The organism is Lentilactobacillus buchneri (genome assembly GCF_018314255.1).
GTDB classification, from domain to species: domain Bacteria; phylum Bacillota; class Bacilli; order Lactobacillales; family Lactobacillaceae; genus Lentilactobacillus; species Lentilactobacillus buchneri.
On sequence record NZ_CP073066.1, the window covers coordinates 931474 to 956882 of the forward strand.

Annotated in this window: 24 protein-coding genes; 10 read left to right on the plus strand and 14 right to left on the minus strand. The window is 45.8% G+C overall.

What is annotated here, in order from left to right; translation table 11 throughout:
• Positions 1-9: 9 nt before the first annotated feature.
• On the minus strand, positions 10-1035 hold the full coding sequence (locus KE627_RS04550) for a LacI family DNA-binding transcriptional regulator (protein ID WP_013728848.1): 1026 nt from the start codon (positions 1033-1035) through the stop codon (positions 10-12).
• Positions 1036-1234: 199 nt separating this feature from the next.
• Here KE627_RS04550 and KE627_RS04555 point away from each other — a divergent pair, with 199 nt between their 5' ends.
• The 5 genes from KE627_RS04555 (at position 1235) to KE627_RS04575 (ending at position 6096) form a co-directional block, all read left to right on the plus strand.
• On the plus strand, positions 1235-2980 hold the full coding sequence (locus KE627_RS04555) for a phospho-sugar mutase (RefSeq protein WP_056939281.1): 1746 nt from the start codon (positions 1235-1237) through the stop codon (positions 2978-2980).
• Positions 2981-3094: 114 nt separating this feature from the next.
• Positions 3095-3904: a hypothetical protein gene (locus tag KE627_RS04560; RefSeq protein WP_013728850.1), complete on the plus strand. Its 810-nt coding sequence runs from the start codon at positions 3095-3097 to the stop codon at positions 3902-3904.
• 15 nt (positions 3905-3919) lie between these two features.
• Positions 3920-4738, plus strand: a complete 819-nt coding sequence (locus KE627_RS04565; protein WP_013728851.1) for a hypothetical protein — start codon at positions 3920-3922, stop codon at positions 4736-4738.
• Between the two features lie 83 nt (positions 4739-4821).
• The gene (locus KE627_RS04570; RefSeq protein ID WP_056939282.1) at positions 4822-5601 is read left to right on the plus strand and encodes a CPBP family intramembrane glutamic endopeptidase; all 780 of its coding nucleotides are present in this window, start codon (positions 4822-4824) and stop codon (positions 5599-5601) included.
• 27 nt (positions 5602-5628) lie between these two features.
• The gene (locus KE627_RS04575) at positions 5629-6096 is read left to right on the plus strand and encodes a hypothetical protein (RefSeq protein ID WP_013728853.1); all 468 of its coding nucleotides are present in this window, start codon (positions 5629-5631) and stop codon (positions 6094-6096) included.
• A gap of 178 nt (positions 6097-6274) precedes the next feature.
• On the opposite strand, the gene KE627_RS04580 is transcribed toward KE627_RS04575, so the two are convergent.
• From KE627_RS04580 to KE627_RS04590, 3 genes are all read right to left on the minus strand, one after another.
• The gene (locus KE627_RS04580) at positions 6275-7045 is read right to left on the minus strand and encodes an exodeoxyribonuclease III (RefSeq protein ID WP_056939283.1); all 771 of its coding nucleotides are present in this window, start codon (positions 7043-7045) and stop codon (positions 6275-6277) included.
• Between the two features lie 216 nt (positions 7046-7261).
• Positions 7262-8191 carry an IS30-like element ISLpl1 family transposase gene (locus KE627_RS04585; protein WP_146971951.1) on the minus strand — a complete coding sequence of 310 codons (930 nt, stop codon included), beginning with the start codon at positions 8189-8191 and terminating at the stop codon, positions 7262-7264.
• A gap of 159 nt (positions 8192-8350) precedes the next feature.
• Positions 8351-9466, minus strand: coding sequence for a hypothetical protein (locus KE627_RS04590; RefSeq protein WP_013727142.1), 1116 nt, complete (start codon positions 9464-9466; stop codon positions 8351-8353).
• A 269-nt stretch (positions 9467-9735) separates the two neighbouring features.
• Here KE627_RS04590 and KE627_RS04595 point away from each other — a divergent pair, with 269 nt between their 5' ends.
• Positions 9736-10587, plus strand: a complete 852-nt coding sequence (locus KE627_RS04595) for an alpha/beta hydrolase (RefSeq protein ID WP_013727141.1) — start codon at positions 9736-9738, stop codon at positions 10585-10587.
• Between the two features lie 122 nt (positions 10588-10709).
• On the opposite strand, the gene KE627_RS04600 is transcribed toward KE627_RS04595, so the two are convergent.
• The 3 genes from KE627_RS04600 to KE627_RS04605 are packed head-to-tail and all read right to left on the minus strand — an operon-like array spanning position 10710 to position 13730.
• Positions 10710-12461, minus strand: coding sequence for an ABC transporter permease (locus KE627_RS04600; protein ID WP_225424224.1), 1752 nt, complete (start codon positions 12459-12461; stop codon positions 10710-10712).
• Positions 12462-12479: 18 nt separating this feature from the next.
• Positions 12480-13235: an ABC transporter permease gene (locus tag KE627_RS12285; RefSeq protein WP_225427183.1), complete on the minus strand. Its 756-nt coding sequence runs from the start codon at positions 13233-13235 to the stop codon at positions 12480-12482.
• Positions 13236-13247: 12 nt separating this feature from the next.
• On the minus strand, positions 13248-13730 hold the full coding sequence (locus KE627_RS04605; protein ID WP_013727140.1) for a glutathione peroxidase: 483 nt from the start codon (positions 13728-13730) through the stop codon (positions 13248-13250).
• A 230-nt stretch (positions 13731-13960) separates the two neighbouring features.
• On the opposite strand from KE627_RS04605, the gene KE627_RS04610 reads away from it, so the two are divergent.
• Positions 13961-14803: an Abi family protein gene (locus KE627_RS04610; protein ID WP_186810664.1), complete on the plus strand. Its 843-nt coding sequence runs from the start codon at positions 13961-13963 to the stop codon at positions 14801-14803.
• Positions 14804-15485: 682 nt separating this feature from the next.
• Here the strand turns inward: KE627_RS04610 and KE627_RS04615 are convergent.
• Both KE627_RS04615 and lplA read right to left on the minus strand, forming a co-directional pair.
• Positions 15486-17153: an ABC transporter ATP-binding protein gene (locus tag KE627_RS04615; RefSeq protein ID WP_056939245.1), complete on the minus strand. Its 1668-nt coding sequence runs from the start codon at positions 17151-17153 to the stop codon at positions 15486-15488.
• Positions 17154-17336: 183 nt separating this feature from the next.
• Positions 17337-18374, minus strand: coding sequence for a lipoate--protein ligase (lplA, locus tag KE627_RS04620; RefSeq protein ID WP_056939246.1), 1038 nt, complete (start codon positions 18372-18374; stop codon positions 17337-17339).
• A 227-nt stretch (positions 18375-18601) separates the two neighbouring features.
• Between lplA and KE627_RS04625 the strand changes: the two genes are divergently transcribed.
• Both KE627_RS04625 and KE627_RS04630 read left to right on the plus strand, forming a co-directional pair.
• Positions 18602-19558 (plus strand): ABC transporter permease, encoded by a 957-nt coding sequence (locus KE627_RS04625; RefSeq protein ID WP_013727136.1) that lies wholly within the window; start codon positions 18602-18604, stop codon positions 19556-19558.
• 52 nt (positions 19559-19610) lie between these two features.
• Positions 19611-19844 (plus strand): hypothetical protein, encoded by a 234-nt coding sequence (locus KE627_RS04630; RefSeq protein WP_013727135.1) that lies wholly within the window; start codon positions 19611-19613, stop codon positions 19842-19844.
• A gap of 92 nt (positions 19845-19936) precedes the next feature.
• On the opposite strand, the gene KE627_RS04635 is transcribed toward KE627_RS04630, so the two are convergent.
• The gene (locus KE627_RS04635; RefSeq protein WP_013727133.1) at positions 19937-20443 is read right to left on the minus strand and encodes a pyridoxamine 5'-phosphate oxidase family protein; all 507 of its coding nucleotides are present in this window, start codon (positions 20441-20443) and stop codon (positions 19937-19939) included.
• Positions 20444-20622: 179 nt separating this feature from the next.
• On the opposite strand from KE627_RS04635, the gene KE627_RS04640 reads away from it, so the two are divergent.
• A complete protein-coding gene (locus KE627_RS04640; protein WP_013727132.1) occupies positions 20623-21948 on the plus strand; it encodes a dihydrolipoyl dehydrogenase family protein in 1326 nt (441 codons plus the stop codon).
• A gap of 114 nt (positions 21949-22062) precedes the next feature.
• Here the strand turns inward: KE627_RS04640 and KE627_RS04645 are convergent, their stop codons facing one another.
• The 4 genes from KE627_RS04645 to KE627_RS04660 form a co-directional block, all read right to left on the minus strand.
• Complete coding sequence (locus KE627_RS04645; protein ID WP_013727284.1) at positions 22063-23334, minus strand: ISL3 family transposase; 1272 nt, start codon at positions 23332-23334, stop codon at positions 22063-22065.
• A gap of 329 nt (positions 23335-23663) precedes the next feature.
• Entirely contained in the window at positions 23664-23972 is a 309-nt protein-coding gene (locus tag KE627_RS04650; RefSeq protein WP_014939321.1) for a hypothetical protein, read from the minus strand.
• A 12-nt stretch (positions 23973-23984) separates the two neighbouring features.
• A complete protein-coding gene (locus KE627_RS04655) occupies positions 23985-24413 on the minus strand; it encodes a PTS sugar transporter subunit IIC (protein WP_013727129.1) in 429 nt (142 codons plus the stop codon).
• On the minus strand, positions 24414-25409 hold the full coding sequence (locus KE627_RS04660; protein ID WP_173667571.1) for a D-2-hydroxyacid dehydrogenase: 996 nt from the start codon (positions 25407-25409) through the stop codon (positions 24414-24416).

Sequence of the window (25409 nt, forward strand, 5' to 3'; positions counted from 1 at the left end):
ATTTACAAGTTAATCTGCCTCATGAATTGGCTTTCCCTTGCGGACACTCTCCCGTTCCACTAATCGGGTGGCGACAACAACTTTTTCCGGCGTGTGCTCATCGTTGTCCAGGTTATTGTCCAGCAAGCCCAACAAGCGAACCGCAACGGCGCCCATCTTGCCAGTATTAACCTTAACTGCCGTCAGTGACGGGATCACGTACTTGGCAACCGCGGTGTCGTTAAAACTGACTAAACTAACATCGTCCGGCACCTTCACCCCATTTTCATGGAGCGCCTTCAAAGCACCGACTGCCATGGCGTCGTTGGAAACAAACAGCGCGTTGGGGAACGATTCCTTCGACCGTTTCAGTGCTTCGTCAACGGTGTCATAACTGGACTGGAGGGTGTAATCACCGACAAATACATTGGCTGGATCATACAGGGAGCGCTTTTCGAGGTAGTTTTTGAAAACATCGAAGCGGTGGTCGGTAATCTTCAACTGATGATCACTGCTGTATTCGACACCGGAGATCATCCCAATGCGCTTCAAGCCATTCTCAATGAAGTATTTCAGTACAGACTTAGTGGAGCTGTCAAAGTCAGTGACCACACAATCATGTCCCTTGGCCAAAGTGTCAAAGTCAACAAAGACCAGGTTGTCACTGACTTCCTGCATCTCCTCAATCTGGGCATCACTGAACTTGCCAATCGCCACGATGCCGCTCACGTCGTCAATCGCAGTCAGCGGATCGCCGGCAAAATAACGTTTGATCTTATAATGATCGCGTTCGGCCTGCTTTTCCACGCCCATCCGAATCGACAAATAGTACAAATCATCGAGTTCCTGCTGCTCGGTGTACCATTCAACAATCGCGATCGTATCTCGAGTTGAGCTCGACCGCTTCTTTTTTGTATAATCCAGCGCTTCGGCCGCCTCAAAAATCTTCTTGCGAGTCAGGTCACTGACAGATAATGATTTGTCATAATTCAGCACTCGCGAAACAGTGGTGATTGAAACCCCCGCCTTGTGCGCGATGTCTTTAATTGTTGCCATGATCTCACCCCTCCATACAAATACTGCGAATTTATGTATCGAATCCTTTTAGTTAATTTACTAAAATAAATATATGTTCTTTACCTTGATATGTCAAGGATATTCCGTTATATTGGCGTTTTTGGCTAGTAAACTTGTTGACGTGTGCCTGGTAAATTTCTATAATTAGGTTGATTTTAAATATAAGGAGGGTCATGTCGTGGACGACAAAATTGAAGACGCTTACCAACAATGGACCAATCAACCTAATTTACCAGAAAATCTTGTACTTGATTTAAATAAAATGAAAAATGATTCAGATCAAAAAAAGGATGCATTCGGAACGGTTCTCTCATTTGGAACTGCCGGAATGCGTGGCGTGCTCGGTGCCGGCACCAACCGGATGAACATCTACACCGTTCGCCAAGCTGCTGAAGGCCTGGCATCATTTATGGATACCTTGGATGAAGCCACCCGCAAGCGCGGCGTTGCCATCAGCTTTGACTCCCGTTACTATTCAAAAGAATTTGCCCATGAATCTGCCAAAGTCTTAGGTTATCACCATATCCCAAGCTTTGTATTCGACGACATTCGCCCTACCCCTGAGTTGTCATTCGCTGTTCGCCATTTGAACACCTATGCCGGGATCATGATTACCGCATCCCACAACCCGAAGCAATACAACGGCTTTAAGATTTACGGCCAAGATGGCGGCCAGATGCCACCGAAGGAATCGGATCTGATTACTTCATATATCCGCAAGAACAGCGACTTGTTCGCTATCAATGTTACGCCAGAACAAGAGCTGCGTGAAGCTAAAATCATGAACCTGATCGGCGAAGCAGTCGATCAAGCCTACTTGGAAAAAGTGCAAACTGTCAACATCGACCACGACCTGATCAAAAACGTTGGGGCCAACATGAAATTCGTCTACTCACCACTTCACGGAACCGGTAAAATTATCGCTCGCCGGGCCTTGGAAGCCGCTGGTTTCAAGAATTACGTCGTCGTGTTGGAACAGACTATCGCCGACCCCGAATTCCCAACCACCCCATTTCCCAACCCAGAGTTCCCGCAAGCCTTTGATTTGGCCCGCGAACTCGGTAAGAAACTCTCTGCCGACGTGCTGATCGCTTCTGATCCCGACGCCGACCGCTTAGGCTGTGCCGTTCGTCAGCCTGATGGCGACTACACCCTCTTAAGTGGGAACCAAATTGCCAGTGTCCTCCTGAACTACATTTTGGCTGCCAAGAAGAAAGCCGGCGACCTGCCAGCCGATGGGACGATCGTTAAATCAATCGTTTCAACTGATTTGGCACCCAAGATTGCCGCTTCGTACGGGGTTGCCACCAACAACGTGTTGACCGGCTTCAAATTTATCGCCGAAGCCATTCACCACTACGAAACCGAACACGATCATACCTTCCTGTTTGGCTTTGAAGAGAGCTTTGGTTATCTGATCAAGCCGTTCGTTCGTGACAAGGATGCCATTCAGACCGTATTGTTACTGGCTGAAGTGGCTGCCTACTACAAGAGTCAGGGCAAGACCTTGTACGACGGCGTTCAAGAAATGTTCCAGAAGTACGGTTACTATGCTGAAAAGACCATCGCCAAGGAATTTGACGGCCTCGACGGTAAAGACAAGATGGCCCACATCATGTCTGAACTCCGTGACAATCCACTGACTGAATTTAACGGCCACAAAGTCTTGAGTCACGCAGATTACCAGTCATCAAAATTGACGGATCAAGATGGCAAGCAGACGACCATTGACCTGCCGAAGTCCAACGTCTTGAAATACTGGCTGGACGATGAAACCTGGCTGGCTGTTCGGCCTTCCGGAACTGAACCTAAAGTGAAGTTCTACTTGGAAGTCGATGACAAGAGCCAGGACGCAGCTGATAAGAAACTTGCCGGCTGCGTTGATGCCGTGGATAAGATGATTGACAAATTGATGAATAACTAAATTTTTAACTTGAAGCTGCCTGATCTGAAAGGATTAGGCAGCTTTTTTGCCGTCTAAAATGCTACAATAATTTTATAGGTCGTATCTAAAGTGCCATCCAAGGGGGAATCTACATTGAAACCAACCACTCAATTGATTGCGGGGGCGTTATTCATGCTCGGGGCAACATTTATCCAGGCTCAACCAGCCCACGCCACCGTGGTCAAAAACAGCTTTTTGAAAACCCAGCGCACCATCAGTACATACAATAGCAACAAGCACGCCAAACTCACTTTGCCCAAAGGAACGGTGGTTCAAGTCGCCGGCACCAAGCACCTTCATGGCAATAAGTATGTCGACGTCTATGTCGACCGGTTAAGCTATAACATTCGAAAACCGCTGCTCTCAGTAAAAAAGCCAACCATTTACAGCCGCTGGATTCGCGCCAAAGGCTACAATTTTAAGCAAATCCACAAACCAACTTATCTGAGCTACTACGCTGCCCAGTCCGACGGTAAGAAGTCCCAGGGGAAGGTCCGAACCGAAACCGGCAATCTCTGGAAAGGGACCCGTTTGCCAGTTGACTACGCCACTTCGGCTGCCGCTCGACTACGGGTGACGACCGACGGCTACCTGGAATACGATGCCAGTTCGCCATTTGTCTTCAAAGTTTCACCCAAACCGACCGCCAGCCTGAAAGTCGAAAAGGCCAGCCACCCAATGGCCAGTGGCGAGACGATTTTGACCACCAAATCACGAGTGAAACAGCTTCCCTTTGTTAAAAAGTCAAAACAACATTACCAATTGACCATCACCAATGCCGAGGCCGGCACCATCACCGTCGTTCCGAATACCTCCAAGGTCAAGAAGATCCTCACCAATTGGATTTTCAAAGTTGGTAAGGAGTCTTGGTATGAAAATAACAGCGTGACCACGTTTAAATAAAGGGGGGGAAGCACCATGACAAAATTCAGATTACAATTCGGACTGTTTGCGCTGGGGGTTCTCTTAACGATCGGTGTAACAGCGCCCGCAAATGCCAGCACCTATCTATCGCATTTTTCCAAGAATCAATACCTGATGGCCAAGAAGACGATCCACACCACCAACAGTCACTATAAAAACATCAAAATCACCATTCCAAAGGGGACGGTCTTCAAATCCAGCAGCCTGACCAAGAGCCGCAAAACCAAGCATCCCTACTTAACCATCAATTTGAACCGCCTGCACTGGTCACTGCGAAAGGGCGTCGTCCAGTCCTACCACAACGTGACGACCACCAGCGGCATCTGGGCCAAGTCCAGCACCTTCAAAAAAGTCCACGCACCGGCTTACCAAAGTTACTTCAAGCAGCCGTATACCGGCACGATCGGTGGTCTGATCTGGCAGGGCACCAAGGCCTTCCCCCTGCGCCAGCAGTACAAAATCGAAAACTGCCTGCGGGTGACCGATGACGGCTACCTGGAATATTTTACCGGCTACGACTACTGGGTCAAAAAGATGCCAGAGCCGCATTCGGCTGCCAAAGTGGAAAAGTTGGTGAAGAAGGGTAACGCCTATTACTTCTACACCAAGTCAAAAATCAGCGGTCTGACCATGAAGCACGTTGCCAAGAAGGGCAATCACCGCTACCGTTTGAAGATCACCAAAACCGACCAGCACATGGCCACCGTTAATCCGGCGCAAGATAAAAAATATGATGAAAGTGTCACCATTTCGATCCGCTATTACGTTGGCGGTAAAAAGTTCTACGTCAATAGTCAGGTCATTGAACCCTAATCGGCCGTCAAGATACTTGCATACCAGCCATAGATTGTGAATAATAAAAATATGTCAGAATACTTATTTAACTTTTAGGGGAAATGATTAGATTGGAAAATTCAGTGACACATCGCTATTGGCAGGTCGCCATTCTTGAAGTGCTGGTATTTGGTCTGTTGATCGCGATTTATTCAACCGAATTGGCACTTGGGATGGGCGAAATCTCACAGATTGCTGTTCAGGAAATTTTGTTATTAGTGATCTTTTTTGCGTTAAATTATTATTGGGTTAAGCAACCCGTCAGATTGGCAGCCACTGTCAACTTTGGCAAAACGCTATTAATTTCGGTGCCATTTATTCTGGTTCTTTTATACTTGCTATTAATTTCACTGGCCCCGCACAGCGGTCATACCATCGTGATGGCGGCCGTTTCCGGAATCGGTGCCGGCGTTTTTGAAGAGTATTTATTCCGTGGATTGATTTTAGGCATCCTCTTGAAATCTTTTCCTCATTTTTCAAAAGCCAAAACGATTTGGTACGCGGTGACCATTTCCAGCATCTTATTTGGGATCGCCCACGGCAGTAATTTTATGTCCCAATCCGTTTCATCAACGCTGGTTCAAATTTTCGGCGCCATAAGTATCGGTTTCCTACTCAGTGCCCTTTATCTGCGGTCGGGATCAATTATCGTTCCAATGCTGTTTCACGCGGCTTGGGACGCTACTATCGTCTTGGTTTCAGGCAGCACCTTCGCCAACGTCGGCTCGTCAACCTTCTCACCGCTGGCAACCGTTGGTGAGTTAGTATTGTTCGTACTGATCGCGATGTTCTATTTTCGAAAGTCCAAACTCAATGAGATTGATTTGAAACATTTTGAATAATGGTCTGTAAATCCTGGGGTAAATCAAATGAAACAACGATCAAAAGTGCTGATGTTATCAATTGGATTAGGCATGGCGCTCTCCGCGTGTTCGGCAGGGACTCCCGCTTCTAAAAAGGATTCGGTCACGGTCTACGACGCGCATAACCGCCAGATCTTAACTACCACCAGCCAGTCAAAAATCAAACGCGTCACCAACTTAACCAGTCAAAGTGACCGCAGCACGGTCAATGGCCAGCTACCGACTGGTCTGCGGGTCAAATACCGCTACTTGCTCCACCAGCGGGCGCACGACGTTAACATCAATCTGTACGTCTATGCCAACTCGCGAAATGTCAAAATGACTCAGATCCCGATTCTGCATACGATCGTTTATCAGTTGTCCAAGCAGGATTATAAGAAGTTAAGTCAGCCGGAGGCGTATTTAAAGGGATTTTGCTGGTGGACAATGATAGAAGATAACAAAAAACTCACAACTGCCAATCGACAGTTGTGAGTTTTTGATTTGGTTATTGTTCTAATAGGTGGTTAATGTGCCGAGAAATAATTTACGGTATAACTTTTGCTTGTAGGGTTGTTAAAGCGGTAGCAGTCTTTTTTTTGAATCGAGGTGTTGTGCATGCAACAAAAATCCATCCAAGAAAGGATTGCTCTACAACATTACCACGACTCTATTATATCATGGGTCGTGGTAATTTTGTATCCAGTTCTACCGGACAATGATCCGAGCCGAACACATCCGTCAAAATCTTCGAGTCCTCAATCTGATCCGCCAACCGGTTGCTGGCCACAAAGTAGTCAATCCGCCAGCCGGCATTCCGATCGCGGGAATGGAACCGATAACTCCACCAGGAATAGATGTCTGTCTGGTCAGGGTAAAAATGCCTGAAAGTATCCATGAAGCCGGCCTTTAAAAGCTTGGTGAAATCTTGGCGTTCCTCATCGGTAAAGCCAGCGTTGTGGTGATTAGATTGCGGGTTCTTCAAATCAATTTCTTTGTGGGCCACATTCAGATCGCCGCAGAGAATGACCGGTTTTTTGGCATCCAATTCAGTTAAGTATTGGTAAAAGGCCTTGTTCCAGCCCATACGAAAATCGAGTCGTTTCAGTCCAGCCCCAGAGTTGGGAACGTAGCTGGTCACCAGATAAAAGTCGGGATATTCAAGGGTGATCGCCCGCCCTTCGTGATCGAACTCGTCGCCGTTAATGCCATAGGTCACATGCATCGGTGCGTGCTTGGTAAAAATGGCCGTGCCGGAGTAACCCTTCCGTTCAGCATAATTGAAGTATTGCTGGTAACCAGGCAAATCCAGCTCCAACTGCCCTTCCTGCATCTTGGTTTCTTGAATGCAGAAGAAATCAGCATCCAACTGCTGAAATGTCTCGGCAAAGTCATGCTTCACAGCGGCCCGAAGCCCGTTCACGTTCCAAGAAATGAATTTCATGTGATCCCGTCCTTTTTTGTTGTTGGGTTAATTATAACGTAAATCTGGCTGCAGCGATTTAGCATCATTACTCAGAGCAATACTTCATGTACTAAAATAATATATACATTTTAATATTATTCTGATTTTTATGATCATTTGGTATACTATGGTGAATGCCGTTGTGCTAATATGGTAATGGATGGGTTTTCAAACCTATTACGGTAGATTGCAAATTTAATCCGAATTTTTTGACAAATTGGTCAGCATGACCTGATAAGGTGTTTGCCAGTCAAGTATTTTAAGTGGTCTCTGATTAATTTCGAGTAAGGTGGTTTTCAAGCCTTGAGCACTAATGTGCTCAAAATAAGTCCCCTTAGGATAAAAATAGCGTAAGTTCCGATTAAATCGTTCATTACTGCCGCGCTCAGCTGGCGTATAAGCATGGCAGTAATAGGTCTTAATACCATATTGTGATTCAAGTGATACTAGCCCACTAAACTCAGTGCCACGGTCCACAGTAAAGCTGTGCACCGGACCATTAAAAGTGGTTAGGAACTTAGTTAGTGCTTCATTAACAGTCGCTGTCGTCCGATCTTTTAACCGGTATGCCCAAAGGAACCGTGATTTGCGATCGATTAAAGTTAATAAAACTGCCTTACTATGCCCACGAGGACCAACGACTGTATCTAGTTCAAAATCGCCGATGCGATTACGTTGATTAATCATCATGGGACGCTGTTCAATTGATCGCCCCAAAGATTGATTATATTTGGATCGTTGGTCAACGTTACGCCGTTGGCGTACGCCATGTTCAGGTAGATCATTCAAGGAGAAATCAATTCTCCCCTGATTTAGCCAATTATAAATAGATTTAGTAGCTAGTTTAAATTCGTGAGCAATCATTCCTGGTGACCAGCTTAGACGTAAATGGTTGAGAATTTTTTGCTTTAACTCATCGCTCAGCTTAGTTTTCCGACCACATCGTGATCGCTTGTATTCGGCATCTGTTTGTGCTAATTCAGCCTGATAAGGTTGACATCGAGATAATTCATAAGAAATTGTTGACGGTGATCGGTTCAGCCGAACGCCCATTTGGATATTGGACAGCCCTAGTTCACAAAAGGTTTCGATTTTAATTCGTTCGGAATAGGTTATACTAGACAAAAGATCAGCTCCTAAAAGATGGGTTTGTGGTAAACACCATTTTAAAGGAAGCTGATCTTTTTTGCCCGAACAGCGTTCGGATTAATTTTACAATCTACCACATAAGTGTACCGCTCAATCGTGAAAATACTAGTCAATTTTTTCAATTTCAGATAAAAACTAGTACGATCGATCGGCCTGTAGAACTTCCGGACAATGGTTCACTAATAGATTGCCTCGGGAACTGCCATCATAGGCGATTCCCTCAAATTCACGCTTGGGGCCAAACTGGGTCCACTCAAAGCTGCCGTTAGTTAAATGACCGTGGCCGTCCAGCCGTTTCGCTGGGAAACTGGCAATCGACGCATCGGACAGCATCAACAGGCGCTTTCTAACCGGGTTATAACCCATACTTTGAATCCGGGTCCCCGGTAAATGTTTCAGCACTTGATGGGTCAATCGAAAGTGCACCGATTTGTGGTGAATTTTACCCTTGAAAATGTAGGCGCCCCAGCCTGGGAATGACCAGAAGTAGGCGTTACCGGAGCGATCAAAGGTTAGATCGTGGCCGCCGGGCACCGATGTTCCGTGGCTGTGCAGACGAAAGCGGATCGCGAAGTCCGGCCGCAACGTCGAAGCCTTGATGTGTTGGATATAGCCCCAATTATTGATTGGAACCCGAGGCGCCTTTTCGACATCCCGCCACATATATAAGCCGTGGTTCTTCCAGTTATATGCCAAGGATTGACCATGACCAGTGGTAAATATCGGCCCTGCCTTAATATACTTGTGAATTTTCTGTTGGGTCTTGGAGTATTTGCCATGCCGCTTGTGATAAGCATCCCGCAGTTCTTTTGGATGCAACCGAATGCCCATCGCATCCAGCTTCTTGATGTTAAATCGAACAATTCGACCCTTGTTATGTAGATCAGTCGGGCAGTAGACAATGTACATATCCCCCTTGCCATTCATCGCAATCGATTGTGGATTTCCCCAATGCTGGCCGTTCTTACCAGGCAGCGGCAAAATGTACCGCGTATGAAAGCTGACCTTCTTGCCGCGTTCGGATTTGATTGTGTGCTCAACATCAGTGTTGGCAACGTGGTAATACTTCTTTGGCACTTTGACATAATGAACCTTTTTGTTATTCAGATTGCGCAGCGATCCCTTGTGCAGGGCGGACGAGCGCTGGTGATAAATATGAAACTTGGCTTGTGCAGTGCTTGGGGCGGCAAAGAAAATCATCGTCAACGCCAAAAAAAGCCCACAGCAAGCCAGGGTCCTAGTCAACTTCATGCAATTCCCCCTCAGAAATGAATGAATATTAAGATTTCGTAAAATTAGTTCACAACCTATATTAGCCTTCCGTTTAACAAAAGTAAATGGCTTTCATGCTTCATTTGTAATGATAACGGGGATCGCTCACATTCTTCGGAATGAATTCTGGATTTTTTGTCAAAATCTCGCAAAAATGCGGAAAGACAAACTGCTAGTTGCTTCTCATTAGCAGCAATCCGCTTATAATGATTGGCAAAAAGAATCTTTCCCAATAATGGAGGCAAACAATGAAGAAACGACGTTTGGCCTTACTGAGCGGCTTATTCCTGCTAATTGGCTTGCTCAGCGCCTGCACCACATCAGCCACAGGCACACCCAAAATTCAGGGTGCCAATCAGGCAACCCCGACCCTATTTTTCCACGGCTTCGGCAGCAGTTACCACGCTGAAACGCACATGGCTAACACAGCGGTCAAAGCCGGCGTCACCAAGTCGGTCATTCGCGCAGACGTTTCAAATAGCGGGAAAGTCACCTTTGTCGGGACTTTCAAGCCGGACGACTTCCACCCGATCGTTGAAGTGAACTATTTGAATTCACGAAACCCCAACTATCATACCCAGGGGAAATGGGCGAAAAATGTGGTCGTCAAGCTGCAACAACGCTACGGCATTAAGAAGATGAACATGGTCGGCCATTCTGTCGGCAACATGGCGATCGTCTTTTATTTACTGGACAACGCTGGCAACACCAAGCTGCCCAAGCTCGAGAAGCAAGTCGACATCGCGGGGCATTTCAACGGCATCCTGGGAATGGACGATGCCCCCAACCGGATGAAATTGAAGGCAGATGGCGAGCCGACTAAAATTAACAGCCATTACCGTGAGTTGCTGGGATTGCGCCACGACAAGCAATTGAAAACACTTGAAATTCTCAATATTTATGGCGATAAAAACGACGGCACCCACTCGGACGGCGACGTCAGCAATGCCTCCTCGAAATCCTTGAGATATCTGGTGCCGCAAGTCAAATCCTACCAGGAAAAGCGAATCGTCGGCCCACAGGCGCAGCACAGCAAGCTCCACGATAATCCGCAGGTTGATAAGCTGTTGGTCAAGTTTTTGTGGGGACGTGCGTCATAACCGGGTGAACTGCTGAACATCCATTTGAAACTGAGGTTGGTACTGGAACACCAAAAACTGCCACAAAAGCAAAAACCTTTGTGGCAGTTTGAGTGTGGACATTATTTAGACACTGGCATCCATCATTCCGAAGCTGCCAGGGAATCCAACATATCAATATGTTTGAGTTTGTAATGGGTAATCACGCCGACTGCTAAGCTGAAGCAGGCCGTTAAGACCGCTGACCAGATGTACCCTGGATAATGAACGGTCAGCGGGAACAAAATCGCTCCGGTCTGAGCCTTGATCATAATAAAATGATGGAGGATTAACCCGATGCCCCAGCCAAAGACGATCCCGGCCAGGGTCAGCACAACATTTTCTCTGGCAACGTAGGCTGTGACCTCATTATCGTAGAAGCCCAACACCTTGATCGTCGACAATTCACGCATCCGCTCGGAGATGTTGACATTGGTCAGGTTGTATAACACCACCAGACCTAATGCGGCCGACAAAGCGATAAAGATCAGCACGACTGAGCTTAAACCAACGGTTCCCAGCGAGCTGCTGGCGTATCTTGGATAAGTCACATTCATAACGCCGCTTTGTTTCAGCAGGTTCCGTGAGGTCTTCTGTCGTTGGCTGGCACTCTCACTCTTGAGCTTCAACAGGTGTGAAGTCGGTGAATAGGTCGTCGTTGAAACTTGATTGAAATACTTGGGGGTCATGTAGAGATAATGGCCCGCGTAATTCTTGGTAACCCCGGCAACCTTGACTTTCAGCAGCTTATTGCCCAGCTTGGCTGAAAGCAGGCTGCCTTTTTTGGCGTGCATATCAGTAGCCAATTTTTCGGTGATGATGACACCCTGATTAGTTAATTTTTCAGACTGACCGGTTTGAGTGCTGGTCAGTGAGACATAATCGTTCAATTTCGTCGGTGTCTTGGGGGCCACCATGGTGACCGTCGCATTTCGCTTGGTGCCTTTGGTTGGTGAGACGGTAATCGATTGAACCATCGCCGCAGTCTGTGCTTTAATGTTTGGATCATGCACCCGTTTATCGGCATCGGATAGCGTGACAATCCCCTGGTAGTGCTGAACTTGATTGAACTGATCGGGAATCAGATCGTTGACGCTGTCCCGAATGCCAAATCCAGCCAGCATCAGGCCAGTACAACCGGCAATCCCAACGATAGTCATGATCATCCGGGTCTTATATCTGAACAGATTCCGATAACTGACCTTTTGGTTGAAATTCATCCGGTTCCACAGCGGTTTGATTCGCTCGAGCAAAATCCGTTTACCGGCTTTCGGAGCTCGTTCACGCATCAGCTCGGTCGGCTTTTCACGTAAATTAATGATTAGAACAACTGCCGCGCTGCCAAGGGTGGCGATCAACCCGGCCACGAGCGCTTCGACGATAAATGCCCAGGGAATCACGCCGACGTAGTGAGTCAGGTTGTTATTGCTGAGCATGCTGAAAATAAATTTGGGCAGGGTCAAGGTTCCCAAAACGCCGCCGGCAATTGATCCCAGAATTCCCGCAAGAATTGAATAAATGACGTATTTCATGGAAATGAAGCCCTTGGTGTAGCCCAGCGCCCGCATGAGACCGATTTCTCGGCGGTTCTTTTCAATCATTCTTGAAATGGTCGTAAAGGTGATCAAAACGGCAATGAATAAGAAGAAGCCGGGAAAAATGACGGCGATGGCTGCGATACTTTTGGACTCATCAAAATAATCCTGATAGCCGACGTTGGCGGTTCGGTCGTTGTACAGGTAAGTCGCTTGGGGCGCCTTCTGTAATTGCTGCTTGGCACGGGTCAGTTGTTTGACTCCGGCAGCGACTTTGGCAGTGGCTGCTTTGGTGGTTGCTGTTTGATAGGCACTTGGCACAGCCGACAGCTTCCGGCGCTATTTCTGAAGTTGGCCAAGTTGCTGGTCAACCTTCTTTAGCTGCGGGTCGATCATCTCTGAGCGCCGTTGAGCTGGCCGTTGCTTGAGTTTGCTTTCCAGCCGGGCTTTATCGTGATCCACCTGCTGGTTGTACTTGCTGGTCCCAGCCGTTAAATGAGCCGTGTTGTTAAAGGCCGCGGCCGGCGCATAGGCAAAATAATTCACCTGGCCGCTGCCAACGTTGGTGGTGCCACGGTCGGTTGAACTGACAAATAACGGTGAGTTGACGAATCCGACCACTTTAAAAGTTTTAGTGGTGAGCCCATCGGTTGCCGGCAAACGGTAACGGTCGCCGATCTTGTAGTCCTTAGCTTTTTGGTCCAAGACAATCTGATCGGCTTTCTGGGGTAAATGCCCAGATACCAATTTGAGTTGATTTAATTTTGCCGATTTGGCATAGGAATACACCTGGACCACTTGATTCGGCGATTTCTTCACCGTCACCATATGGCTGGGTTCGGCAATCTGAACCTTGGGGTCGGTGCGTATCAAGCTGAGATCTCGGTTGTTTAATCCCAAGGTTGACGTCACCCTCATGTCACCGAGATTCTGATGAGCGAAATACTGATCCGCAGAATTGTCCAAATCCGGACCAGTCGCCCGAATCCCGACATACAGCAGTGATCCCAACAAAATGATTAGGACGATCGAAATAAACTTCCCCCACGCATAAGTAATCTCTCGAATGGTGGCTTTGAAATAGGTCGTATTCAACTTTCCACCTTCTTACAAGACATTTTTTTGATTGAGGGCCGTATAAATAGCCTCTTCCATGGACTCCGGCTTGGTAATTGGCGCATATCGATGAATCAGGGTGCCGTCTTTGCCAACCAGGAATTTAGTGTAGTTCCATTTAATCTTGCCATGACCGGACTCTTCTTTGAGATGGGTAAACAGTGGATCCTCACCATCCCCATTAACGGCAACCCGTCGAGTCATCGGGAAGGTGACACCATAATGAATCCGGCAATAATCATCGGCCTCTTGATCACTTCCCAACTCTTGGTGGAATTGATTGGAAGGCAGTCCTAACACGACCAAGCCCTCATTCTTATATTTCTTATATAATTCTTCCAGGCCCTCCAACTGAGGTGCCAGACCACATTTGCTGGCAGTATTCACAATCACAACGACTTTATTTTTGAATTCGCTCAAGTCAATCGTCTTACCGCTCATTTCGGTTTCTTTGTAATCATAAATTGTCTTCATTGATTGTCACCCGTTTTCTGTATTTATGATTAGTGTAAACTAAAATGTCCGAAAACAAAACTGGTTTTGGATTTGATCACTAAATCGCCCCAATACTTCACAAACTATATAGATATCCTCGCTCAATTTATCGTATATACATAGTAGGACAGGCTGATCAGACAATTTCAATAAACTGGGAGGTGAACTAAATAAAACCAAAGTACACATATCCACAAATGATCAAACACATGAAGGACAAGGGAATTAGATTCGAATTAGTATCAGAGCCTGACGCAATCCAAATGCTGGCGACTAAAAATTATTATTTCAAGTTGACATCCTATCGAAAGAATTTTCATCAGATTGATGGTAAATATGAAAAATTAGATTTTGCATATTTAACCGACTTGGCGTCGATCGATATGCAACTTCGGCGATACTTACTTGGAATCTCATTGGACATTGAACATGGAATTAAAACTCGGATAATTGATCTTATAACCAAGGATCCAGAAGAAGATGGCTATTCAGTGGTGAAGGACTTCAGTACATTTAATCAGCGAGGTTATGATCAAACTATGAAATACTTAAAGCGAAATGATTACTTGCACGATATGTATGTAAAGCACCGAAATCACCCCTCCATCTGGATGTTTTTGGAAGTCGCAACATTTGGTGTCCTTTCCAGGTTTGTAGACTTTTACTATCACCGCTCCAGAAACAAAGATGTTAAGCTTGCACATATATTGTTGAAGTATGCAAAGCATATTCGAAATGCATCAGCACATAATAATGCCATTATGGTTAATCTGTTTTCCGCTGAAGAAAAAGTAAAACATCGAAATACAACGGTTGTCATGTTTGCAACGAAGATGGGAATTGATGCATCTTTAGTAACCGATATGAAAGTAAATGACCTCGTTAGCTTGTATTCCTTACATAGACGATTTTCAAGTGTAGGGTCACAGGAATTAACCAGAAAAGAAGGGCAAAAATTACTGAAAAGGGCTAGCAAGCATGCAAATTATTATACTCATGAGCCTGTACTAATTAAGTTTTATCAACTATTTTCCAAACTAATTAATAGTTGATGAATGTTTGACAAGAGGCTGAAATTCTTATATATTATTAGCAAGGAAAGGACGGTTCGACCGTTCGCTAAGGCTTTAGCTCGTCTATTGCTTTTGTTATTGGAGTCACGAAAAACCCGAGTCAGTTTTAAAACTGAAGCGGGGTTTTCTTTTTTTATGCTCACAACTGTCTAGCATAAATGAGCATGTTCTCGACATCGTATCCTTTTCAGGATATCGTTAAAATCGGAAAGACGGGTTCAACCACACGCTAAAGCTTTGACTGGTCCAATACTTTCGCTATTGTATTCAAGAAGCCCCCGACTCAGCGTCTATGCTGGGTCGGGGGCTTCTTTAGAAACTGCGACTCCCGGGTCTGGAACCAAAAGCACGTTTGTTAGCTTCTTATGTGCTCCCTTCAGCCTTTAAAATATGCTCCGACGACCCAAGCACTAACTTCTAAGGGCACTTTGATTAAAGTCCCAAAACCAGGGACTTCAATCAAAGTGCCCTTAGAAACCGCGACTCCCAGGTCTGAACCCAAAGCACGTTTATTAGCTTATTCTGTGCTCCCTTCGGCCTTTAAAACACGCTCCGACGGGCTTGACCCTAACTTCCAAGAGGACTTTGCTTAAAGCCCCAAAACCGGGGGGTTCAAGCAAAGTCCTCTTGGAAACCGGGCCACCCAGCCCTCGTCGCACTCTTATTCAAATTGCGCCTCATACAACTGCTTATAATACCCATTTTCATTCATCAACTGATCATGGGTTCCCCGCTCGACAATCTTGCCATTATCCACCACCAAAATCTGATCGGCGTTATGGATGGTCGACAATCTATGGGCGATCACCAGTGATGTCCGCTGCTTCTGACCACCGGATAATCGGATTCCTCGCTCACCGACTTGGGTCTTCATTTGCTCAGGCAATCCTTTAATGAAGGCATCAATATCGGCTAATTTGGCGACGTTCCACAGTTGATCCTCAGTCGCACCAGGCGTCCCATAACGGATATTATCGGCAATCGTGCCGTCAATGATGAAGATATCCTGTGACACAATCGCGATGTTTTGCCGCAGTGACTTGAGCTTGATATGTTTGATTGGAATGCCATCGAACAAAATGTCACCGCTATCGACATCGTACAATCGATCGAGCAAATCGGTAATCGTTGATTTGCCGGCTCCCGAGTGACCAACCAAGGCGGTTTGTTTACCAAACGGAATATCGAAGGTCACATTCTGAATCGCGGCTTTGTGCGGTGACTGGGGCTCATCAGATGCGTATGAAAAAGTGACATGCTTAAATTGAACTCCAGACTTAATCTGTGGGAATCCAACAGCATCGTCCTCGTCAACGATCGCCGGCTTCAAGCCCATGATACTGACAATTCGGCCATAAGAAACCAGTGACTGCTGGAATTGGTTCAACAATCTGGAAAAGGCACTGATTGGGCTTTGCAGGATACCAACATAGCTGAGATAAGCGACCAATTGCCCAACGGTTAACTGATTTTTAAAAACAAACAATGTTCCCAAGAATAAGACAATCGCGGTCCCCAGATACTCAATGAAGGTCACCAACGGCGAAAAGATCGCCTGATTCCGAGTAGCCTCAATGATGTTATTTTTGTTCATGTTGGCTAATTTGTCGAAACGACTGGATTCCAGATCTTCAGTGGTGTAGCTCTTAATCAACTGGATTTGAGTCAGTGTGTTCTGCAATTGATTGGTCATCAAGGCTTGAGATTGACGAGCCTTTTGATATGAATTTCGAATTCGGGTTCTGAAAATGCGGACCACCATAAAAATCATTGGAAATGTCAAGCTGACTGCCAAAGCCATTTCCCAGTTAACGAAGAAAATGAAGCCTAGCACCCCAACAAACGTGAACAGGCTGCCAATCAGGGACAGCATGTTTGGTGAAATCAGGTTTTGCAGGTTGTTAATATCGGACGTTAATCGCACCATCAAATCACCTGTTTTACTGGATTCAAAAAAGTGGGTATCCAACCTGATCAAATATTGATACAGCTGATTTCGCAGGTTGGTGATGGCCCCTTGGCTCATGACGCCCATGTAATAGGTAGAAACGTAGGTAAAAATCCCTGAAATCGTAACGGTCAACAGTAGCAGACCGACGACCACGGCCAGCTGTGCCGTGCTCTTATTTGGAATGACGTGGTCAATGATGTACTGATTGAATTGTGGCAATAAAAAGTCCATCAATGACAGAATGGTCAAAACGACAACGTTGACAATCAAAATCCATGGCCGTTTGAGAACCGTACCAAAAACAAATCTGAACATCCCCATCATGCTCACACCGTTCTGTTCCCCGCTGTCGTCATGCTGATTTGGTGCTTGATTCATGTGTTCACCCCCCGGTAACTTGTCGCATTACTTATGACGTTATATTATTCCACGAATGGTCGGGTAAGGTCAACGGATTAGCTTGCAAGCTGACATATGCCGGTAACAAGTCGTTCCGACAACGATCAAATCAATAAAAAAGAGCCCTAGCTCAAAACTAGAACTCCAAAACAAAGCAGATATCTAATTAATCCGCGTCTTCTCCAGCAGCAAGTCCGCCAACTCCGCGGCAGAAATGTCACCCAAATTAGCCTTAATATCCACTTGACCCAAAGCATCGACTAACGCATCCTTGTTGAGATCAACGCCTTTCAGTGCCTTTTCAATCACGGAAATATCGCCGCCGGTAATAAAGTCACCATAGATCTTGATATCGGAAATTTGGTTGCCGTTCAATGAATAGTTGAAGCTGACCGTGCCGATATCATAATGTTTGGAAACATAGTAATCAAAGCCGGGATTCTTCCCGTAGTTCCACTCGTCGGTATCGTATTTCCCTTTCAAACGCTCATCAATAATTGACCAATCGTGATCGTTCAAATGATAGGTTTCAATATCGTCCAATGACTTGGCATTAAACAATCTCAGCAGCAGGGCCTTCTTGAAGCCTTCAATATCCAACTTTTGAAATTCCGGCTTCAAGAATGGCTTAACGTTGGTTACCCGGCTTTCAACCGACTTAACGCCCTTGGATTCCAATTTATCCTTTTCCGGGGTCAAAACTTCAGTGGCCACATCCATATCCAAATCAAACATCAGGGTGCCGCCGGCAGCGTAGGACTTGCCAACTTTGAACATCGTCATCCCGGAGAACTTTTGATTTCCGATCACCATATCATTTCTCCCACGCATTTCAGCATCGGTAGCGCCCATGTCGTGCAGGGCATCGATGATTGGTTGGGCGAAGTATTTAAAATCACCAAAATGTTGGTCATCATTAATCACAATATTTTCAAAAATAATGTTGCCGTAATCGTGATACACGGCGCCACCACCGGATGTCCGGCGAACCAACTTAATGCCCTTTTCTTTCAAATAGGGCATGTTGACTTCGGCATAGGCATTTTGGTTAACCCCGACAATCACAGCGGGTTGGTTAACGTACATAATCAGGCCGTGGCCCGGCAACTTCAAATCATTTACTAAGTAGTTATCCAAAGATTGGTTCACAATCGGATCATAGACAGGTTTGCCATTTCTAGACGTATCAATAAAGAACATACAAGATCCTTCTTTCATAATTGCTAGTTCTGGAACCGTTACCATTATGATAGAACGAAAGTTGCTGAATGTATATGCCATTGGTAAATTATTGAATTTTTTGTGAATTTTGTGTGAAATAAGTCTGAACATTCCCGGTTTGCCGTTGTCTTCACTAGCCAAAATGCCTATGCTGAAATTATTGTTTACCACATTCATCATTCACCGAAGGGAATTGACGTGCGCAATTGAAAAAGCTCAGATCCCTAACCCAAAAAGAACTGGATCAACAGCTCCATTCTGATGCGATCTATTTAGTGTTATTTGTTTTGACAATTCTCTGTTTCTCCATATCTTGGGCGCAATACACTGCTTACAAAAATGACGCCAGTAGTCTGATTCGGATCCAGCAGCGTGATAAACGCGCTGGGGTTGACGTTGATCAAATATTAGCCGGTGGCCCAATCACGTTTAGCAACGGGGAAAAAGCCGAAGTGGTCACTAGTCTCCAGGATGCTGGAGAAAAGGTCAAGCAGGATCTGGTCGAGATGGCCCCCAGAAACAGCTTTGATCATATTCTGGGATCGTCAATGTTCATTGTCTTTCCAATTACCATGGTGATCTACACAATTTCTTTTGCCTATCGGGAACTCAAAAATAATCAGGTCAGAATCAAGGCCAGCATGAACAGCATTCAAAATGTCGTCCTCTCCAAACTGATTAGTTTGAGCATGCTCACTTTTTTGAGCCTGATCTTCATTTGTCTGACCTCTTTCATCTTTCAATTAGGCTTTAACAATTTTATCCACATCCCAAATAAACTGGCGTTGATCAGGTATCTCGCGGACGGCCAATCTTATTTGGCACAAGCCCCGTTGCAGTTCTTATCGGTATTTGGCTTATCATTGATCGCCGTGATCGTCAGCTACTACCTCACCTTATTGCTCAAGCGACCTTGGCTGGCAGGTATTTTGATGTTTGGGTACTTTTCCGGCATCCCTGTATTAGGATCATTTGACTTCAAACAAAACGCGGTGCTGCTCTATTCCAAACTGTTTCATGAAAACAGCCCCTTTACACCAATTCAAATTAACGGCGATTTTACACTGATGGGATTTGTTGGCTGTTGTCTGGTCACGCTTTTGATCGCAGGCGTAATTGATTACATCGTCACCCGGAATCATTATTTGACTCGGACTTCGTAACCCGTTTTGTGACTGGTTAGTGTTAATCTAAAATTAAAAGGAGGTAATCCAAATGAGTATGCAGCAGCTTCGCGACCGAATGATTCAATACCTCATAGTCACAGTGCCATTGGCGGGTTTGATCGTCTCTATCCTTGGGATATGCTACTTCATGTGGTGGAGTGGCGATCATTCTACTGGGGCATTGATTTACAGCTTGATTCCATTTGGGATGGGAATATTGATTTCGATTCCCGGATGGTTTTGGAAACATGAGGCTCAAAAACACGATCACCGTGAAAAATAAATGACCGGAACACAACTACTTGTTAGTTGTGCTCCGGCTTTTTAGTGTTCTGCTATTATTTTATTTCCGCTGCTACCAGCCTCGTCGCACGCCTATTCAAAATCCGGATCATCGCCACCGTGGGCTTTGGCGGTGAATTCTTTAACAGTGATCTTGATAATACCAACGTAGGCGATCGTCTTATCTGGAACCGTAAATTCACTCAACTGCTGCCCAGTCTCATGCGCCAAGACAACTTGCAGGGCGTGCCTTTTGACTGCTGGATCATCAACCAATTCGGCATCCCCATAGCCCATCACGCTGCGATAAGCGAAGCTCGGGGTGTTTTGCTTGGGATCTTTGGGCACCATTAATTGGCCGCCATCATCAATCTCAAAGCCCATCCGGCCATCTTCCTTAATCAACTCACGTTTGCGGCCTACCGGTGCGCCGTGAATATATAACGTCAAATGGTCATCATCGTCAAATTCGTAGCCAAAATTAGTGGGGACCACATACGGATAATCAGCCGTCCGAAAACCGCTGTGAATCACATGGGAATCCTGCAAAATTTGCTTAATTTCGTCAATATCTGTAACTTCCCGATCTTTTCTGCGCATACCATCAGCTCCCTTTATTTGCTTCAAGTATAGCCATTTTGGGCAACGTCGTATATAGACATTTTTGACTGTCCGTAAATTTTTAAACCAATTCGTTGCACGCAATTTGTTTACAGGTTACGCTTTTAGTAGTTCAAGATGTAATCGTTTCCGAGCAGACTATATGGGAGGCATTTTTTATGGCAAATTATGATTATGACGTCTTATACATCGGTAGTGGACATGGAACCTTTGACGGTGCGATTCCGCTGGCCGCCCGCGGCAAGAAAGTCGGCGTCATCGAATCCGGCTTAATTGGCGGCACCTGTCCCAATCGTGGCTGTAACGCCAAGATTACGTTGGATGCACCAGTAGCTTTGACACGTCAAACTGAGAGACTCCAGGGGATTCTCAATGGCAGTTTGGCAATTAACTGGACCGCCAATGAAAAACATAAGCAAGAAGTCATCGAAGGCTTGCCGGACATGATCGGCGGCTTGATGAAATCCGTTAACATCGACATTATCAAGGGCCACGGCACATTCCAAGATGCTCATACGGTAATGGTCGACGGTGAAGCCAAAACCGCTGAAAACATCGTCATCTCAACCGGCCAACATCCACATCGTTTGGACATTCCCGGAACGGAATTGGCTCACGATAGTGCTGACTTCATGAACCTCACTCACCTGCCAGCCAACATCACAATTATCGGTGCCGGCTACATCAGTCTGGAATTCGCAACGATTGCCAACGCGGCTGGTGCCAAGGTAACTGTGATTACCCACGGCGACAAAGTTTTGCGGAAATTCTATCAACCATACGTTAAGCAAATTGTTGCCGATTTGAAATCTCGTGGCGTCGATTTTGTCAATAATACTGAAGTTGCCAACTTCGAGCAGGACGACCATAACTTCATCGTCAACTATAAGGGCGGTCAAATAAAGACCAACTGGATCTTGGACGCGACTGGCCGGATGCCTAATGTGGACGACATTGGACTGGATAAAGTTGGTGTTGACTATAGCGAAAAAGGTATTAAGGTCAACGACCATCTCCAGACCAACGTTGATAACATCTACGCTTCAGGCGATGTCATCGACAAGGATCAACCAAAGCTCACCCCAACGGCGATCTTTGAGTCGACCTACTTGATGCATACTTTCGCTGGCGACACGACGGATCCCATCAATTACCCGGCAATTCCATCAGTCGTCTTTACCTCACCAAGAATTGCTAAAGTCGGCGTATCAGTTGAGGATGCCAAAAAAGAAGGCTTCACAACAAAGGAGAACCATTTACCAGACGACTGGTACCGTCAAGTGACCAAGGAAGAAATTGGCGATAACACACTGGTTTATGACAAGCAGAACCATTTGGTTGGTGCCACTGAAATCAGCGACCAAGCAGAAGATGCTATTAACGCATTATTGCCAGCAATTGTGTTCAAGTTCGAACCGGCACAGCTGGAACGTTTGGTCACATTGTTCCCAACGATTGCGGCGGATGCTTGGGGCCAAATTTAGAGTGCGACGAGACCCGGGTTGACCCCGGTATGTAAAACAAGGATTGTATTGATGAACGCATTTGTTCAGGTTCTTCGTCAACTGTTGTTGGTGAACAAAATATTGGAGTTCTAATCACTTGGTGATTAGGGCTCTTTTTGTATGAACTCGAAAAGCGAACAGCACTCTTAGCCGGAATCTGAAGAAGTTTCGGTAACCAAATCCAGTGCGCTTAATGACTTTAATCTTGTTGTTTGAACCTTCTAATGGCCCGTTGGTGTAGTGGTGGGTGAAAGTGTTGCCAATTTCATCATGATGAGCCGCCAAGGTTTGGAGGGCTGCCAACATCTCTTCCGAGCACCCCTGCAGGTGGTGAAAGGCTTGATTATAGTTGGGCCAGTCGCGGTTTTTGATGGTTTCACGTAACCGATTCATCACGTCGTAAGTTTGCTTGAGCTCGGGATCAATGTCCAGTAAAGCATCAACCACATCCGTGGCAGTTGCCGGATAAGGGAAGTTTGTCCACTTACGGAAAGCCTCGTAGTTAAGGTGATTGGCCGGCGTTAATAATAGTTTCCAATAGCGTTTCAAGGCGTGATACTGGCGTGAGGAAGTGGCCAGGGTTTTCATGAGACGCACTCGCGTCTTATTAAAAGCCCGGTTTAAAGCGTTAACCAGGTGGAAGGGATCGATGACAACGATGGCGTTCGGGAAGATCTGCCCAACCAATTTGGGATAGGTATAGTTCATATCGGTAACGATAATTTTCACATTTTCTCGCGCGGCTTGGTCATAATGTTGGAAGTACTTTTGAAGCTGATAGATGGTTCTAAAGGGCAACAGGTCAATCAATTCGTGGGTTTCCGCGTCCATAAATTCAAAGCTCATCGCGTCGGTGGCGCTCTTAGTACTTTTAACTTCGTCCATGAGGAGAACTTTGGGTAAGTAGTGCCAGTTGGTTTGAAAGTCGTGTTCAGCGCGCAAGAGCTGCCGACCAACGAATGAATCCGAAGTGGACAATTCATTGGCAATGTGTTTGAGGCTCACTGGTTCCGTTAACTTCTCTAAACATTGTTTCCGGGTTGTATTTGAAATCGTGCAGTGCTTCGGCACTGCACTCGTCTGCGCCAGGAAGTTGGTATGACAAGCCTTACAGTGAAAGTTTCGCCGATTGAGGCATAGGATAACCGTGCTGCCCAATGTTTTAGCGAATCTAATGGTGGTCTTCCGCCAACCATAGCCAATGATCTGGTGATCATTAATAACCCCACAATTGCGGCAGGCCTTGGGAGAATAGTTCAGTGATCCATTTAATCTGATTACCCCATCATCACCTATTTTGCCATTCTCAATTTTTAAGTGTTCATCATCTATTCCTAACAACATTTTCGTAGTATCATTTGACATAGGGCATTTCCTTCTTTCTCTAAAATCTTCGTGGTTGTTGGTTTTGATGAACGGACAGGAAATGTCCGCTTTTTTTATTCTAATGAAAAACAAAAAATCTGTCATCAGTAATAGATAAAAATCTATTACCAACAACAGATATTGTAGAGCCTTTGTTCATCGATACAATCCTTGTTTTACATTTTAGGGGTCAGGGTCATCGGAGCACGTTTCCGCTAGATAAAAGGGAATCACCAAAACAACAAATCCCCCCAACTAAAACCACTAACCCCAACAAACAAATAACTAAAACACAAAAAAGCCCGCCAACTCAGCGGGCCTTTTTCATTCTAATCTCCCATCTCACGCAAGCGACGCTCGATGAAATAACTAATCACAAATAAATAAACTAACAAAACAACCAAATTCACACCAATCGAAAATGGCGTTACCAGATTAACCACCACAACAACCGCGGCACAAGTGATTGCCCCTTGGTAGAACCACTTCTGTGAGGCCCGCCACTTTGCCGTTGTGCTGCGACTTTGTTTTGTCCGATACCCCACAATCATTGAAGGCTCTTGTTTACTGAAGTAATAGTAGTAAATCGCACCGCCAACAAAGATTAATAGGACTAGCACGGCAAATTCAGTTCCCAAATTCTCGACTCCTTATGAATAATCCAACTCAAAATCTTGGGCGTCAAAATAACTCAGCTTGGAGTTGAATAAGTAATTGCTAACATATCCAAGCGTAACCGGAATCACCAAGAAAAGTAAGCTAACCAAGACAATATTCATCAGATTGGCATTGCCATAACCATTAACTGCAGCGATTGGTCCGATCAAGCCGGCAAAGCCAAAGCCCGCCATCATCCCGACACAGACCGCACTAATCGGTGCCATTAAAACGGCCGCCATTCCAGTCAAAGTCAAGAAGAAAGCAGCTTGTGGAAATACTGGCAGCAAAGCCTTCAACAATTGATTAAGCAAGGCGCCGGGGACCAGTGCAACAATGATCCCAACCGACAGCCCGTTTAACGTATTCATAATGAGCTCACGACCGTTCAGCCGTGCTGATGGTTCTGCTGTTAAATTCATCTATTCGCCTACCTCATGAGGGCTCTTTTGCCCATTCAAAATCATCATAACGTCATTCAAAGCAATCTCAACCATATTTTGGACGGCCACTTCGGTATAGAAACCAATGTGTGGCGTCACGTTGACGTTGGGCATTGCCAGTAACTTCTTTAAATTATCGTTATCAATTGGTTTGCCGGTTAAATCTTGGCCGACAATCGTATTCTCGCCTTCAAAGGTATCAATTGCGGCGGCGGAAATTTCCTGGTCCTCCAAGGCGTTCACCAAAGCGCCGGTATCCACCACTTGGCCCCGGGAAGCATTGATAAAAATTGCGGAGGGCTTCATCTTCTTGAAGACGTCGGCGTTAATCATCTGGTTGGTCTCGTCAGTCAATGGGGTATGCATGGTCACGATATCAGCTGTTTTGAAGACCGTTTCGTGATCAACGTATGTCAACGTGTCGTTGAGTTCTGGTCGATGAATCGGATCAGCGGCAATCACCGTGGCACCCAGCGCTCTAAAAATTCGGGCAACCGCGCTGCCGATTTTGCCGGCACCAATAATGCCAACCGTTAAAGTATGAATTTCACGTGCTTCGACACCCTTCCAGCTGAAGTCGCCGTGCTTTTCGCGTTCACCCACTTCACCGATGTGTCGAAGCAGGCTCATGACATCGGCCAAGACCAGTTCGCTGACAGACCGTGGTGAGTAGGCCGGCACGTTGGTAACGACCAAGTCGTTTTGCTTAGCCTGGTCCAAATCAATGATTTCATACCCGGTGATCCGCAAGGTAATCTGCTTGATCCCAAATAAATGGAGTTTCTCGTAAATTGTCGGATCTGAGACTGGTCCGTGCTGCTGAATCACAATGCCGTCGTAACCTTTGGCAAGGTCAACTGTTTCAGCGTTTAACGGTACCGAGTTGGTATCTACCTGGACACCGTTTTGCTTAACCCAGCCATCCAGTGGTTTTTGTTCGTCTGGTCGAACATTGTACATTAAAATTTTCAAAAT

Coding starts and splice junctions, on each gene's coding strand:
- KE627_RS04610 (WP_186810664.1), top strand. CDS start 13,961: ATGAAGGACAAGGGAATTAGATTCGAATTAGTATCAGAGCCTGACGCA.
- KE627_RS04550 (WP_013728848.1), bottom strand. CDS start 1,035: ATGGCAACAATTAAAGACATCGCGCACAAGGCGGGGGTTTCAATCACC.
- lplA (WP_056939246.1), bottom strand. CDS start 18,374: ATGTTCTTTATTGATACGTCTAGAAATGGCAAACCTGTCTATGATCCG.
- KE627_RS04575 (WP_013728853.1), top strand. CDS start 5,629: ATGAAACAACGATCAAAAGTGCTGATGTTATCAATTGGATTAGGCATG.
- KE627_RS04640 (WP_013727132.1), top strand. CDS start 20,623: ATGGCAAATTATGATTATGACGTCTTATACATCGGTAGTGGACATGGA.
- KE627_RS04590 (WP_013727142.1), bottom strand. CDS start 9,466: ATGAAGTTGACTAGGACCCTGGCTTGCTGTGGGCTTTTTTTGGCGTTG.
- KE627_RS04630 (WP_013727135.1), top strand. CDS start 19,611: ATGAGTATGCAGCAGCTTCGCGACCGAATGATTCAATACCTCATAGTC.
- KE627_RS04655 (WP_013727129.1), bottom strand. CDS start 24,413: ATGAATTTAACAGCAGAACCATCAGCACGGCTGAACGGTCGTGAGCTC.
- KE627_RS04635 (WP_013727133.1), bottom strand. CDS start 20,443: ATGCGCAGAAAAGATCGGGAAGTTACAGATATTGACGAAATTAAGCAA.
- KE627_RS04565 (WP_013728851.1), top strand. CDS start 3,920: ATGACAAAATTCAGATTACAATTCGGACTGTTTGCGCTGGGGGTTCTC.
- KE627_RS04580 (WP_056939283.1), bottom strand. CDS start 7,045: ATGAAATTCATTTCTTGGAACGTGAACGGGCTTCGGGCCGCTGTGAAG.
- KE627_RS04615 (WP_056939245.1), bottom strand. CDS start 17,153: ATGAATCAAGCACCAAATCAGCATGACGACAGCGGGGAACAGAACGGT.
- KE627_RS04605 (WP_013727140.1), bottom strand. CDS start 13,730: ATGAAGACAATTTATGATTACAAAGAAACCGAAATGAGCGGTAAGACG.
- KE627_RS04570 (WP_056939282.1), top strand. CDS start 4,822: ATGATTAGATTGGAAAATTCAGTGACACATCGCTATTGGCAGGTCGCC.
- KE627_RS04595 (WP_013727141.1), top strand. CDS start 9,736: ATGAAGAAACGACGTTTGGCCTTACTGAGCGGCTTATTCCTGCTAATT.
- KE627_RS04645 (WP_013727284.1), bottom strand. CDS start 23,334: ATGTCAAATGATACTACGAAAATGTTGTTAGGAATAGATGATGAACAC.